The 12,797-nt window shown below is 70.2% G+C and carries 13 protein-coding genes and 1 tRNA gene; 6 read left to right on the forward strand and 8 right to left on the reverse strand.

The features are described from left to right. Positions 1 to 53: 53 nt before the first annotated feature. Together AC1DDU_RS14415 and AC1DDU_RS14420 are read left to right on the forward strand one after the other, a co-directional pair. Positions 54 to 1,178, forward strand: a complete 1,125-nt coding sequence (locus AC1DDU_RS14415) for a YlbL family protein (protein ID WP_477435241.1) — start codon at positions 54 to 56, stop codon at positions 1,176 to 1,178. An 85-nt stretch (positions 1,179 to 1,263) separates the two neighbouring features. Beyond that, positions 1,264 to 4,176, forward strand: a complete 2,913-nt coding sequence (locus tag AC1DDU_RS14420; RefSeq protein WP_477435243.1) for a UPF0182 family membrane protein — start codon at positions 1,264 to 1,266, stop codon at positions 4,174 to 4,176. A 73-nt stretch (positions 4,177 to 4,249) separates the two neighbouring features. Here AC1DDU_RS14420 and AC1DDU_RS14425 read toward each other — a convergent pair whose 3' ends face one another. Genes AC1DDU_RS14425 through idi form a run of 7 tightly spaced genes read right to left on the reverse strand, consistent with a single transcriptional unit; the run spans position 4,250 to position 9,862 of the window. Then, the gene (locus AC1DDU_RS14425) at positions 4,250 to 5,143 is read right to left on the reverse strand and encodes a prenyltransferase (RefSeq protein WP_477435245.1); all 894 of its coding nucleotides are present in this window, start codon (positions 5,141 to 5,143) and stop codon (positions 4,250 to 4,252) included. Continuing rightward, positions 5,140 to 5,463, reverse strand: a complete 324-nt coding sequence (locus tag AC1DDU_RS14430; protein WP_477435247.1) for a lycopene cyclase domain-containing protein — start codon at positions 5,461 to 5,463, stop codon at positions 5,140 to 5,142. The genes AC1DDU_RS14425 and AC1DDU_RS14430 overlap by 4 nt, the downstream gene beginning before the upstream one ends. Next, positions 5,460 to 5,813, reverse strand: a complete 354-nt coding sequence (locus AC1DDU_RS14435) for a lycopene cyclase domain-containing protein (protein ID WP_477435249.1) — start codon at positions 5,811 to 5,813, stop codon at positions 5,460 to 5,462. Before AC1DDU_RS14435 ends, AC1DDU_RS14430 begins: the two co-directional genes overlap by 4 nt. Before the next feature lie 2 nt (positions 5,814 to 5,815). Beyond that, complete coding sequence (crtI, locus tag AC1DDU_RS14440) at positions 5,816 to 7,381, reverse strand: phytoene desaturase family protein (protein ID WP_477435251.1); 1,566 nt, start codon at positions 7,379 to 7,381, stop codon at positions 5,816 to 5,818. After that, positions 7,378 to 8,262 (reverse strand): phytoene/squalene synthase family protein, encoded by an 885-nt coding sequence (locus AC1DDU_RS14445; protein ID WP_477435253.1) that lies wholly within the window; start codon positions 8,260 to 8,262, stop codon positions 7,378 to 7,380. The genes crtI and AC1DDU_RS14445 overlap by 4 nt, the downstream gene beginning before the upstream one ends. After that, entirely contained in the window at positions 8,259 to 9,314 is a 1,056-nt protein-coding gene (locus tag AC1DDU_RS14450) for a polyprenyl synthetase family protein (protein ID WP_477435255.1), read from the reverse strand. Before AC1DDU_RS14450 ends, AC1DDU_RS14445 begins: the two co-directional genes overlap by 4 nt. Next, positions 9,311 to 9,862, reverse strand: coding sequence for an isopentenyl-diphosphate Delta-isomerase (gene idi, locus AC1DDU_RS14455; RefSeq protein WP_477435257.1), 552 nt, complete (start codon positions 9,860 to 9,862; stop codon positions 9,311 to 9,313). The genes AC1DDU_RS14450 and idi overlap by 4 nt, the downstream gene beginning before the upstream one ends. A 77-nt stretch (positions 9,863 to 9,939) precedes the next feature. On the opposite strand from idi, the gene AC1DDU_RS14460 reads away from it, so the two are divergent. Then, complete coding sequence (locus AC1DDU_RS14460) at positions 9,940 to 10,416, forward strand: MarR family winged helix-turn-helix transcriptional regulator (RefSeq protein WP_477435259.1); 477 nt, start codon at positions 9,940 to 9,942, stop codon at positions 10,414 to 10,416. Between the two features lie 253 nt (positions 10,417 to 10,669). Here the strand turns inward: AC1DDU_RS14460 and AC1DDU_RS14465 are convergent. Continuing rightward, positions 10,670 to 10,743 (reverse strand) — tRNA-Met (locus AC1DDU_RS14465). A 90-nt stretch (positions 10,744 to 10,833) separates the two neighbouring features. Between AC1DDU_RS14465 and AC1DDU_RS14470 the strand changes: the two genes are divergently transcribed. Genes AC1DDU_RS14470 through AC1DDU_RS14480 form a run of 3 tightly spaced genes read left to right on the forward strand, consistent with a single transcriptional unit; the run spans position 10,834 to position 12,795 of the window. Beyond that, positions 10,834 to 11,367 (forward strand): DUF6328 family protein, encoded by a 534-nt coding sequence (locus AC1DDU_RS14470; RefSeq protein WP_477435261.1) that lies wholly within the window; start codon positions 10,834 to 10,836, stop codon positions 11,365 to 11,367. Beyond that, on the forward strand, positions 11,364 to 12,170 hold the full coding sequence (locus AC1DDU_RS14475) for a carbon-nitrogen hydrolase family protein (protein WP_477435263.1): 807 nt from the start codon (positions 11,364 to 11,366) through the stop codon (positions 12,168 to 12,170). The genes AC1DDU_RS14470 and AC1DDU_RS14475 overlap by 4 nt, the downstream gene beginning before the upstream one ends. A 19-nt stretch (positions 12,171 to 12,189) precedes the next feature. Beyond that, positions 12,190 to 12,795, forward strand: coding sequence for a GNAT family N-acetyltransferase (locus AC1DDU_RS14480; RefSeq protein ID WP_477435265.1), 606 nt, complete (start codon positions 12,190 to 12,192; stop codon positions 12,793 to 12,795). Positions 12,796 to 12,797 lie beyond the last annotated feature (2 nt).

The following is a 12,797-nucleotide window of genomic DNA, read 5'->3' on the forward strand; positions in this document are numbered from 1 at the left end:
CCGGTCGCGAACGACCAGGCAGCTGACGACAAGGCACGGAAGAGAGGTCCCGCGTGGCCCTGTTCGACGAGAACACCACCATCGAGCCCGCCCCGCGGCAGCGGATGTCGCGTCGCACACTCGCGGGGGTGTGGGCGCTGGCCGTGGCCATGGTCGTGCTCCTGGTCATCACGTTCCTGCCGACGTCGTACGTCATCCAGCAGCCCGGCCCGGTGTACAACACGCTCGGCACCGCGCAGAACGCCGACGGCGACGAGGTGCCGCTGATCTCGGTCGACGGCGCCGAGACCTATCCGACCGACGGCTCGCTCGACCTCCTCACCGTGCAGGTCCAGGGCAACCGCGAGCACACCCCGTCGTGGTTCGAGCTCGCGAGGGCGTGGTTCGACCCGAGCAAGGCGGTCATGCCCATCGACGCGATCTTCCCCGAGGGGCAGACCACCGAGCAGCGCAACGAGGAGAGCGCGCAGATGATGGTCGACTCCCAGCAGGAGGCGACCGCCGCCGCGCTCACCGAGGTCGGCTACGACGTCGGCGCGAAGCTCTCGGTGCACTCGGTGATCAAGGACGCGGCCGCCGAGGGCGTCCTGCAGGAGGGCGATGTCATCCTCGAGGCGAACGGCCAGGCGGTGACGGATGCCTCCTCCCTGCGCGCGGTCATCAACGACGGCGCCGGGGCGCCTGTCGAACTGCTCATCGAGCGCGACGGGAAGCAGCAGACCGTCGAGGTGACTCCCAAGGAGTCCACCGCCGACGGCGAGACGACGTGGCTCATCGGCGTCAACCTGATCACCGACTACGACTTCCCGATCGACGTGACCATCCAGCTCAACAACGTCGGGGGCCCGAGCGCCGGCATGATGTTCGCGCTGGGCATCATCGACACCCTCACCCCGGGCGAGCTCAACGGCGGCGAACAGGTCGCCGGGACCGGCACCATCAACGCCGAAGGCGACGTCGGGCCGATCGGCGGCATCCGCCAGAAGATGTGGGGCGCGCTCGACGCGGGCGCGGACTGGTTCCTGGCCCCGGCCGACAACTGCGACGAGGTCGTCGGGCACATCCCGGGTGACCTGCGCGTGTACTCGGTGAAGGACCTGGATGACGCGCTCGACGTCCTCGACGCCGTCCGCACCGGTGACGGACTCGACGAACTGCCCACCTGCCGGGCGAGCTGATCGTTCCCGAAACGTTGCCGGTTTCCTAGAGTTCGCCCAGCGAGGACACGGTCGCCGCCCGGAACCAGCCGCCTAGGATGGGACGGTGACCACGACCTCGTCGCCGCCCCCGGCCACACCCTCCCGCACCCGACGCGTCATCGCCATCACCCTTGCGGTCATCGCCGCGCTCGTGGTCGCGTTCTTCGTGTTCGCCAGCCTCTACGCCGACTGGCTCTGGTTCGACCAGCTCGGGTTCCAGGAGGTGCTGGTGACCCAGTGGGTCGCGCGCGTCGTGATGTTCGTCATCGGCTTCCTCGGCATGGCGGTGCCGGTGTGGCTGTCGATCCAGCTCGCCTACCGACTGCGCCCGGTGTACGCGCGGCTGAGCTCGCAGCTGGACCGATACCAGGAGGTCGTCGAGCCGCTGCGGCGCCTGGCGATGTGGGGCATCCCGGTCTTCTTCGGCTTCTTCGCCGGCTTCGCGGCATCCGCCCAGTGGGAGACCACCTGGCTGTGGTTCAACGGCGTCGCCACGAAGCAGACCGACCCCGAGTTCGGTCTCGACACCGGCTTCTACATGTTCGCGATGCCGTTCTGGAGTTCGCTCATCGGCTTCGTCTCGGCGGTGCTGCTCATCTGCCTGCTCGTCACGGCACTCGTGTCGTACCTGTACGGCTCCGTGCGGATCGGCCAGCGCGAGCTGCGGATCTCCAAGTCCGCGCGCATCCAGCTCGCGGTCATCGCGGGACTGTACCTGCTGGTTCAGGGCGCGAGCCTGTGGCTGGACCGCTACAAGACGCTCATCGAACCGGGCGACCGCATCACCGGCCCCGGCTACACCGGCGTGCACGCGATCATCCCCGGGCAGACGATCCTCGCCTTCGCGGCCGTCATCGTCGCGATCCTGTTCTTCGTCACCGCGGTGATCGGCCGATGGCGCTACCCGCTCATCGCGACGGCCCTGCTGGTCGTCTCGGCGATCGTGGTCGGCATCGGGTACCCGTGGGTGGTCAACACCTTCCAGGTGCAGCCGAACCGGTTCGCCCTGGAAGAGGACTACTACCAGCGCAACGTCGACATGACCCATGAGGCGTACGGCGTCGACGGCCTGGACCAGCAGGACTTCACGGCGGTGACCGATGTCGAGGCGGGCCAGCTGCGCGACGACGCGGCGACGACCGCGCAGGTGCGCATCATGGACCCGGCCATCATCTCGCCGAACGTGCGTCAGCTCGAGCAGTACCGCTCCTACTACCAGTTCGCCGACCCGCTGGACGTCGACCGCTACGACATCGACGGCGTCTCGCAGGACACGGTGGTCTCGGTCCGTGAGCTCAACCTCGCGCAGCTGGGCGCGGCCGCCGACTGGCAGAACTCGGCCGTCGTCTACACGCACGGCTACGGCATCGTCGCCGCGAAGGGCAACGACCGCACCACCGAGGGCGACCCGGTGTTCCTCGAGCGCGGCATCCCCGCCAGCGGCTTCCTCTCCGACCAGGAGGACTTCCAGCCGCGCGTGTACTTCGGCGAGTACTCGCCGACGTACTCGATCGTGGGAGCGCCGAAGGATGCGGACCCGATCGAGCTGGACTACCCGTCGGGTCAGGACGGCGCCTCGGGCGAGACCAAGACGACGTTCGAGGGCGACGGCGGACCGAGCCTCGGCAACGTCTTCAACCGCCTCATCTACGCGCTGAAGTTCCAGGCCGAGCAGATCCTGTTCTCGGATTACGTGAACGAGGACTCGCAGATCCTCTACGACCGCAACCCGCGCGATCGCGTGCAGAAGGTGGCGCCGTACCTCACGCTCGACAACGACGCGTACCCGAGCGTCGTGGACGGCCGCATCGTCTGGATCGTCGACGGCTACACGCTGAGCGCGAACTACCCGTACTCCTCGACGGTGAGCCTCACCTCGGCGATCTCGGACTCGTCGAACCCCGCTCCGCGGTTCGCGCTGGACGACATCAACTACATCCGCAACTCGGTCAAGGCCACCGTCGACGCCTACGACGGCTCGGTCACGCTCTACGCGTGGGACGAGAGCGACCCGGTGCTGCAGTCCTGGCAGAAGGTGTACCCGTCGACGATCAAGCCGATCAGCGACATGTCGGCCGACCTGATCAGCCACGTGCGCTACCCGACCGATCTGTTCAAGGTGCAGCGCACGATCCTCGGCACGTACCACGTCGACGACGCGCGGTCGTTCTACCAGAGCGACAACCGCTGGCAGACGCCGAACGACCCGCAGGAAGACACGCTGCTGCAGCCGCCGTACTACCTGACGATGCAGATGCCCGGCCAGGAGGAGCCGACGTACTCGATGTTCACGTCGTTCATCCCGTCGTCGACGGGGGGCAACGCGCGCAACGTGCTGATGGGCTACCTCGCGGTGGACTCGAACGCCGGCAGCGAGGCGGGGGTCAAGAGCAAGGACTACGGGAAGCTGCGAATGCTCGTGATCGACGCCGCGACGACGGTGCCCGGTCCCGGTCAGGTGCAGAACACGTTCAACTCCGACCCACAGGTGTCCTCGCAGATCAACCTGCTGAAACAAGGGCAGTCCGAGGTGCTCAACGGCAACCTTCTGACCCTCCCGGTCGGTGGCGGCCTGCTGTACGTGCAGCCGGTGTTCGTGCAATCGTCCGGTGCGACGAAGCTGCCGAAGCTGCAGAAGGTGCTGGTCTCGTTCGGTGACGACATCGCCTTCGAGGACACCCTGAACGAGGCGCTCGACACGCTGTTCGGCGGCGATTCGGGAGCGGATGCCGGCGACACCGACGTGCAGCCGACTCCGGGGGCCTCGCCAGCGCCTGAGCCGTCGCCGACTCCCACGGAGCAGACGCCGCCGACGACCGAGCCGACGGACGCGTACCAGGCCGCGCTGCAGGACGCCCAGAAGGCGATGCTGGACCGGCAGGCGGCCCTCGAGAAGGGCGACTGGACCGCGTACGGCGAGGCCGACGCGCGACTGACGGCCGCTGTCGAGAAGCTCATCGAGCTCGGCAAGCAGTGACCCGCTGACGTGAGAAGGGCCGCCCATCCGAGGATGGGCGGCCCTTTCGCATCGCACCGGACGCCGCCGGCGTTCACGCGGTGAGGAACGCGAACCAGATGAGCAGCAGCGTCACGACGAAGCCCGAGAACTGGTTCAGCCACAGGAACCGGCGCCATCCCGTCGTGGCGGCCGCGGCATCCGCGTCGGTGATCGAGCGATACGGCCACACGGTCACGAGATAGGGGATGACGAGCAGACCCGCGAGCGGTCCGGGCCAGGTGGTCGCGAGCATCGCCACGCCGGCTGCGGCATAGCAGACGAGCGCGAAGCGCACCGTCCAGCGTGCGCCGCGCGCCGTCGCGATGGAGGCGATCCCCGCCTCGCGGTCGGCTACGACGTCCTGCACCGCCCCGAACGCGTGGGAGGCGACGCCCCACAGCGCGAACGCGACGACGAGTGCGATCAGCGGCATCGTCCAGGCCGCCCCGGCGAGCACGAGTCCGTAGACGGCGGGGGAGAAGAAGTGGATGCTGCTGGTCGCGGAGTCCAGGAAGGGACGTTCCTTCAGACGCAGCGGCGGCGCGCTGTAGAAGACGACGAAGAAGAGGCTGGTGGCCAGCACGAGCCACGACACCGGCGAGCCGACCACCACGAGGTACGCGACGAACGGAAGGCACAGCAGCCCCGCGGCCCACAGCGTCACCCGATGCATGCGCCGGTCGAGGACAGCGCCGTGAGCGCCGCCCTTGCGCGGGTTGCGCAGGTCGGACTCGTAGTCGAACACGTCGTTGATGCCGTACATCGCGAGGTTGTACGGCACGAGGAAGAACAGCGTGCCGATCACCGCGGTCGCGTCGATCTGCCGTGTCGTCATGAGGTACCCGGCCGCGAAGGGATAGGCGGTGTTGATCCAGCTGACCGGTCGTGAGGAGATCAGCAGCTGCCGGGCGATGCCCGCCGTGCGCAGGGGCGGTGCCGCGGTCACGAGCGTGCCTCCTCGCGTCGTGGACGGGCCGGCGAGAGCAGCGTGAACACGGCGGGCACCAGAAACGCGGCGCATACGGGGTACGCGAGGTCCTCGATCGGCGCCAAGCCGATCCGCGCGCCCGAGATGAGGGCCTCCGGGTAGGCGAACAGCCCGACGGCGATCATCACGTTGTCGAACACCGCGGTCAGGACGCAGAGGGTGCCGGCGGCGATGGCGGATGCCGCGACCCGGCGCCCGAACCCGGGCCGGCGCGCCGTGAGCAGCACCACCACGGCGGTGACGGCCGCGAAGGGCAGGACGATGAGGGAGTACGTCACCGGACCGCCTCCGATCGCCGCGTCGCGGCATCCGCTCCTCTACGCGCGATCAGACGCTGCGCGCCGGACCACGAGATGAGCGCCAGGTAGCTCAAGAACGCCAGGAAGACGGGCTCCTCCAGCGGCAGGTGCGGGGCGAGGTCGATGCCGATCAGCAGCGTGCTGTCGCCCTTGACGAAGACGCCGGCGGCGATGCCGACCGCATCCCACACGAGGAGGAATGCGGTGCCGATGCCGACCGCGAGCGCCGTGCGACGGGGTGACCGCCACGCGGCGAGCCGCCATCGCCGATCGAGCAGCGCGACGCCGACGGCGGAGCCGAGAATCGCCGCGAGGTAGACGCCGGGCACCGTCACACCCTCGCCGGCTCTGCGAGGGGACCGGGGGAGCGATCCCCTCGCAGACGCTTGACGACGAGCTCGGCCGAGATGAGGCACATCGGCAGGCCGATGCCCGGCAGCGTCGAGGCGCCGACGTACGACAGCCCATCGACGACGCGCGAGGCGTTGCGCGGCCGGAAGACGGCGCTCTGCCCGAGGGTGTGCGCGAGGCCGAGCGCGTTCCCCCGCCACGCGCCGAAGTCGTCGGCGAAATCCCCGGGCGCGACCGTGCGCCGCACCACGATGCGTTCGGCCAGATCCGGGATGCCGCACCACTGCGAGATCTGGTCGATGACACGGTCGGCGGCGGCCTCGATGCGAGGGTCGCCGCCCCGGTCGAAGCCCCCGTGCCCGAGCAGGGGATCTGCGGGCACGGGGACGAGCACGAAGAGATTCTCGTGCTCCGGCGGCGCCACGCTGGGGTCCGTGGCGCTGGGTCGGCAGATGTACAGGGAGGCGGGATCCGGGATACGAGGATCCGTCCCGAAGATCGCGGCGAAGTTCTCGCGCCATTCCCGCGCGAACAGCAGAGTGTGGTGGGCGAGCTGCGGGAGCGGGCCCTCCACGCCGAGCATGAGCAGCAGGGCACCGGGGCTGGGGGTGCGGGAGCGCCACCACTTCTCGGGGTACGTCTGCGCTTCACGAGGGAGCAGACGTGTCTCGGTGTGATGCAGGTCGGCACCCGACACGACGAGGTCCGCAGGCACGCGGCGCCCGTCGGCGAGCTCCACACCGGTCGCGGCTCCGGCCGCGGTCGTGATCGCGGTGACGCGCGCGCCCGTCTCGATGGCGGCTCCGGCTGCCTCCGCCCGCGCCGCGACGGCGCGCACGAGCGCTGTGAAGCCGCCGCGCGGGTACAGCACCCGGTCGTCGAGATCGAGGTGGCTCATCAGGTGGTAGAGGCTCGGCACGCCGTAGGGAGACCCGCCCAGGAAGACGGCGGGGTACTCGAGGATCTGCCGCAGCCGCGGATCGGTGAACCGGCTCTCGACATGGCGGGCGAGGCTACGGGTCAGCAGGGCCGCGAGCCGCGGCATCCGTCGCAGCAGAGCAGGATCGCGCACGCCGGCGGTCGTCTCGTACGTGTCGTAGAGGAATCGGGAGACGGCGAGGTCGTAGGCGTCGGCGGCGGAGTCGAGGTAGGCGTCCAGGCGGGCTCCCGCGCCAGGTTCCACGCTCTCGAACAGCGCGGTCGCCGCGGTACGTCCGGATCGGACGTCGAGGGGGTCGAGGCCGGTCGCAGGGTCGGAGTAGACGCGGTAAGCGGGATCGAGCGGGACGAGGTCGAGTTCGCGCTCGGCGGTCGTTCCGAGCAGCCGGAAGAAGTGGTCGAACACCTCGGGCATGAGGTACCAGCTCGGGCCGGTGTCGAAGCGGAATCCGGCGTGCTCCCACGAGCCGGCGCGCCCGCCGAGCTCGTCGCGCGCCTCGAACAGGGTCGTGTCCCACCCCTCGGTCGCCAGCAGTGCCGCCGCGCCCAGTCCGCCGATGCCGCCGCCGATCACGACGGCGCGCCCAGGGCCGTCGGCGCGGGTCATGCGCGCACCTCCCTCGGCGCGAAGCCGAGCAGCGCACGCGCCGCGAGGCGCGCCTTGACGGCGTCGGGCACGCGGACCCGTACGTCGCTGTCGGCGTCGCACGTGCGCAGGCGGGCGGCGAGCTCGGCGAAGAGATCGTGCGCCGCGGTCACCGCGCGTCGGCAGTCGGAGGGGAGCGCCGGGATGACGCTCGCCGCGGCCGCGAGGTCGCCGTCGATGCGATCGAGGATCGCCGCACGTGTGCCCTCGCCCGAGGAGAGCCCGAGATAGTCGCGACCGAGCACGGTGCCGTCGTGGTGCAGATCCCGGAGGAAGTTGACGTCCTGGAACGCGGCTCCGAGCCGTCGCGCGCCATCGACCAGTTCCGGCGAGGGGGTGACCGGATGCGGCGCCCCCGCGTTGACGAACACCTGCAGGCACATCAGCCCGACCACCTCGGCCGACCCGTAGACGTAGTCGTCGTGGGAGGCCGCATCGTGCCGTCGGGTGTGCAGGTCGGTGCGCATCGAGGCGAAGAAGGGGGCGACGAGGTCCGGGCCGATCCCGCACTCGCGCGCGGTGCTGGCGAAGGCGTGCACGACGAGGTTCGAGCTGAAGCCTCGGTCTATTGCGGCCAGCACCTCCCGCTCGAGGTCGTCGAGCACGTCACCGGTGGCCTCAGCGGTGAGCCCCGCCTCCTCGGCCGGTCCGTCGACCACCTCGTCCGCGACGCGTGCGAGCGCGTACACGTTCCGCACATGCGGCCGGGGCCGTGGGCCGAGGAGGCGGCACGCGAGGCCGAACGACGTGGAGTAGCGCGCGATGACGGTGGCAGCGGCATCCGCTGCCGCCTGATCGTAGAGGGCGAGGCCTGTCGCCGTGCCGACCCGCGTCGCGCTCACGGGATCCGCTCCAGGATGCCGTCGGCCAGTGCGCGCAGGAGTGCACCGGCGCGCTCGGGCAGCGCCGGGTCGTGGGACTGCTCGCGCACCGCCGCGACGATGTCGTCGACGAGCCCCGCGAGGCGTTCGCGCGCACCGCTCTGCTCGAGCACCTGCTGCGCCTCGCGGACCGCGACCGGGCCGGTGCGCGCGCGGGCGAGGGCGTGATCGAGACCGGGGGCGGCACCCGATTCGCGCGCGAGCGCGACGAGCGGGGTGCGCTTGTTCTCACGGAGGTCCGGGCCGCTGTCGCGCCCGGTCTGCGAGGTCGTCCCGAACGCGCCGATGAGGTCGTCGACCAGCTGGAAGGCGAGCCCGAGTCGTCCGCCGGCGTCTCCGAGCACACGCAGCGCCTCGGCATCCGCCCCGCCCAGCAGCGCGCCCGCCTGCAGGGGAGCCCGGAACGAGTAGACCGCCGTCTTGTTGAACGCCGTGTCGAGGGTCGCGACGCGCGACGGATACCGCGCCATGACGCTGCTCTCGACATCCGTCAGCTCGCCCGCGGCCGACACCAGGACCGCGTCGTCCAGCAGGGCGAGCAGGCGCTCGCGCGTGGCGTCTTCGGTGTGCGCCATCGCCACGAGCCGGAAGGCCTCGTGCAGCAGGATGTCCCCGGCGATGATCGCGGCGGCATCGCCCACGTGGGCCGCTTCTGCGGCATCCGCTCCGTGTTCCTGCGCCCGCTGCCGGAACTCGCCCCCGACGTTGAGCACGCCCCGACGCACCGTGTCGCGATCGATGACGTCGTCATGCACCACGAAGGCGGTGTGCAGCAGCTCGAACGCGGCGGCGACCGAGAGCGCGGCGGAGGCGTCCGCGTCATCGGTGCGGAACGCGTCGAACGATGCCGTCACCAGTGTCGGGCGCAGGCGCTTTCCTCCCTGTGCGGCGCGGGTGAGGGATTCGCTCAGCGCGACGAAGTCGGGGCCGAGGTCGGCGGCACGCTCGCGGATGCGCGCGAGCGCGCCGTCGATCGCGATCCGCACCTCGGGGTGCTCCCCGCCCGGGATCACGATGCTCGTCTCCGACGTTCCGGCGCGTCGAAGAGGTGGAGCTGCTGCGCCTGGAGCACCAGCCAGGGGCTGAACGCCCACGGGGTCGCCTCGAGCGACGCGGCGAGGTCGACCGGGTCGGCCCAGCGCGCATCGGCCACCTCGAGCGGGTTGAGCACCGGCTCGTCGTCGGTGCGTGCGATGTAGACCGGGCACACCTCGTGCTCCACGATGCCGTTGGCGTCGGTCGCGCGATAGCGGAACAGGGGGAGGGCGACCTCGAGGTCGCGGAGGGTGAGGCCGAGCTCGAAGTCCGCGTGGCGCCGCACCGCGGTCAGGACGGGTTCGGCGGGCCGCGGGTGCCCGCAGAACGAATTGGTCCAGACGCCCGGCCAGGTGCGCTTGGTCAGTGAACGGCGGGTGATGAGCACCTGGCCGTCGCTGTTGTGGACGTGGCACGAGAACGCCAGGTGCAGCGCCGTGTCCGGGCCGTGGACGCTCGCCTTCGGTGCCGTGCCGATGGCGCGGCCCTCGTCGTCGAGCAGCACGACGTGGTCGGTGTCGGGCATCTCAGAACCTCCTCAAGTCGCTAGCTAAACTAGCGATCCTTCGTGTGCGATGCTACAACGGGTTGGAGGGAACGTCCATGATGTCGGAGCGATGGCTGCCGCAGACCGAGTATGAGCACTCCGTGATGCGCGTGCTCACCTCGATCCGCGCCGTCAGCGACGCCATGGAGCGGATGCACAGCGGCCTCAAGGGCGACATGGACATGAACGCCACCGACGTGGCGGCGCTGCGGTTGCTGATCATCCGTGAGCAGCACGGGCGGACGGTGAGTCCGCGCGACATCGCTCAGCACCTGCGGATCTCGACCGCGTCGACGACGAAACTCCTGGATCGCCTGGTCGACTCGGGGCACGTCGAGCGACTGCCGCACCCTTCCGATCGCCGCGCGCTCGTGGTGGTGCTGACCGACGAGGCGCGCCGCGCGTTCTTCCGTATCTTCGGTGGACGCCTGCTCGCGATGCGTGAGGTCGCGATGCGGTACGAGGGCGCCGAACTCGACGTCATCGCCCGATTCCTCGACGACCTCTGCGGGGCCATGGACCCCGAGGACTGACCCTCCGCAGGTTCGCGGCGCCGGTCTCGTAAGACAAAACGAAGAAGAGGGCGCCGCTTGCGCGACGCCCTCTTCTTCGTTTTCTGTTGCGGGGACAGGATTTGGCCACGCCGCCCCTCCACGCGCCGCTGGCGCGTCGCGCGGAGCCTCTGGCGGCGCGGGACCCCCTGAAGCAGGTTCGCGGCGCCGGTCTCGTAAGACAAAAACGAAGAAGAGGGCGCCGCTTGCGCGACGCCCTCTTCTTCGTTTTCTGTTGCGGGGACAGGATTTGAACCTGCGACCTCTGGGTTATGAGCCCAGCGAGCTACCGAGCTGCTCCACCCCGCGGCACAAGAGATAGCCTAGCACGGCTTTTCGGCGGCTCATGACACGGCGCTGCGCTTGTCCGTGCACGGTGCGGCGGGGGAGGATGACGGCATGTCACGGGACTCAGGCGCACGCGCGCCGCGGGACGCCGGACCCGGGGACGACATCGTCGACGGACGAGACGAGACGCCGACGGAGCGTGCAGACCGCAACTGGAACGAGGTGCTGCAGGAGCTGCGGGTGCTGCAGACCGGCACACAGATCCTGACCGGCTTCCTGCTGGCGCTCGCCTTCCAGCCTGCGTTCGCCGATCTCACCGAGTTCCAGCGCGGGGTGTACCTCGGGCTCGTCGTCGTGTCGGCGCTGAGCTCGATCATCGCCCTGGCGCCGGTCGCCCTTCACCGAGTGCTGTTCCGGCGGCACGCGAAGAGCGTGGTGGTCGCCTACGGCCACGTGGCGCTGGTGACCGCCCTCCTCATCGTCTCGGTGCTGATGGTGGGTGTGGTGGCCTTCGTGTTCGACGTCGTGGTGGGCGGGTCGGCTGCCGCGTGGGCGCTCATCGCGCTGACATGCGCGATCGTGGCACTGTGGATCGTGGCGCCCGCGGTCATCCGTGCGCGCCTCCGGAGCAAGGGGGAGTCGTGACCGCACGTACGCTCGCCGTCGGCGTGGCGCAGTTCGCACCGACCGCCGATGCCGCCGCGAACCTCGAGACCATCGCGCAGCTGGTGGCGACGGCATCCGCCCGCGGGGCGCGGGTCGTGGTCTTCCCCGAGTACTCGAGCTACTTCGTCGACCCCTTCGACGCCTCGCTGGCCGAGAATGCGCAGGAGCTCGACGGCCCCTTCGTGCGGGAGCTCACACGGATCGCCGCCGCGCACGACGTGACGGTGGTGGCGGGCCTGCTCGAACGGGCGGGCGACGGGCGGCGCGTGCGCAACACCGTCGTCGCGGTCGACGGCGAGGGGCTGCATGCGCACTACCGCAAGCTCCACCTCTACGACGCGTTCGGACAGCGCGAATCGGACTGGGTCGAACCGGGCGCACCGGGCGAGCCGCAGACGTTCGAGGTCGAAGGGCTGCGCTTCGGACTGATGACCTGCTACGACCTGCGCTTCCCGGAGGTGGGCCGCGTCCTGGTAGACGCGGGCGCGGAGGCCTTCCTCGTGCCGGCCGAGTGGGTGCGCGGTCCGCTCAAAGAGCAGCACTGGCGCACCCTGCTGCACGCGCGGGCGATCGAGAACACCGTGTTCGTCGCTGCGGCCGACCATCCGCCGCCCCTGGGCGTGGGCAACTCGCTCGTCGTCGACCCGCAGGGCGTGGAGCTCGCCGCGGTGGGTACGTCGACCGATGTCGCGGTCGCGCACCTCGATCTCGGCGCCGTCGAACGCGTGCGCCGGGTCAACCCCGCGCTCGCGCTGCGCCGCTTCCGCGTCGAGCCGCGCTGACGGCGGCATACTGGGCCGCATGCCCTTCGACCCGGAACGCCCGTTCGCGATCAAGCCGACCCTCCGCGGCGAGCGCACGCTGCTGCGCCCGTTCGAGACCGCGGATCTCGAGGCGATGGGTTCGATCCTCGCCGATCCCGACGTCCTGAGGCTCACCGGCAGCGTGCACACCAGCGACGAGGCCGAGAACGAGACCCCCGAGCTCGACGCGCGAACGCGCGACTGGTACTCCACGCGCAACGCGCAGGTCGATCGACTGGATCTGGCGGTGGTCGATCCCGCGACCGGCGTGTGCGTCGGCGAGACGGTGCTGAACGAGTGGGACGCCGGAAACCTCGCCTGCAACTTCCGCATCCTGATCGGGCCCGACGGGCGGGACCGGGGGATCGGCTCCGAGGCCACCCGCCTCACCGTCGACCACGCGTTCTCCGCAACGCCCCTGTATCGCCTCGAGCTCGAGGTGTTCGTCTTCAACCCGCGTGCACAGCGGGTGTACGAGAAGGCGGGCTTCGTCGTCGAGGGCGTCCGCCGCGGAGCGCTCCGCTACGACGGCAGCTTCGTCGACGCGATCCTCATGTCGATCCTGCGGCCCGAGTGGGAGCAGCGCGCGGCGCTCGCCGGGTGAGC

The sequence above is a fragment of the Microbacterium sp. 05T445 genome (genome assembly GCF_056395865.1).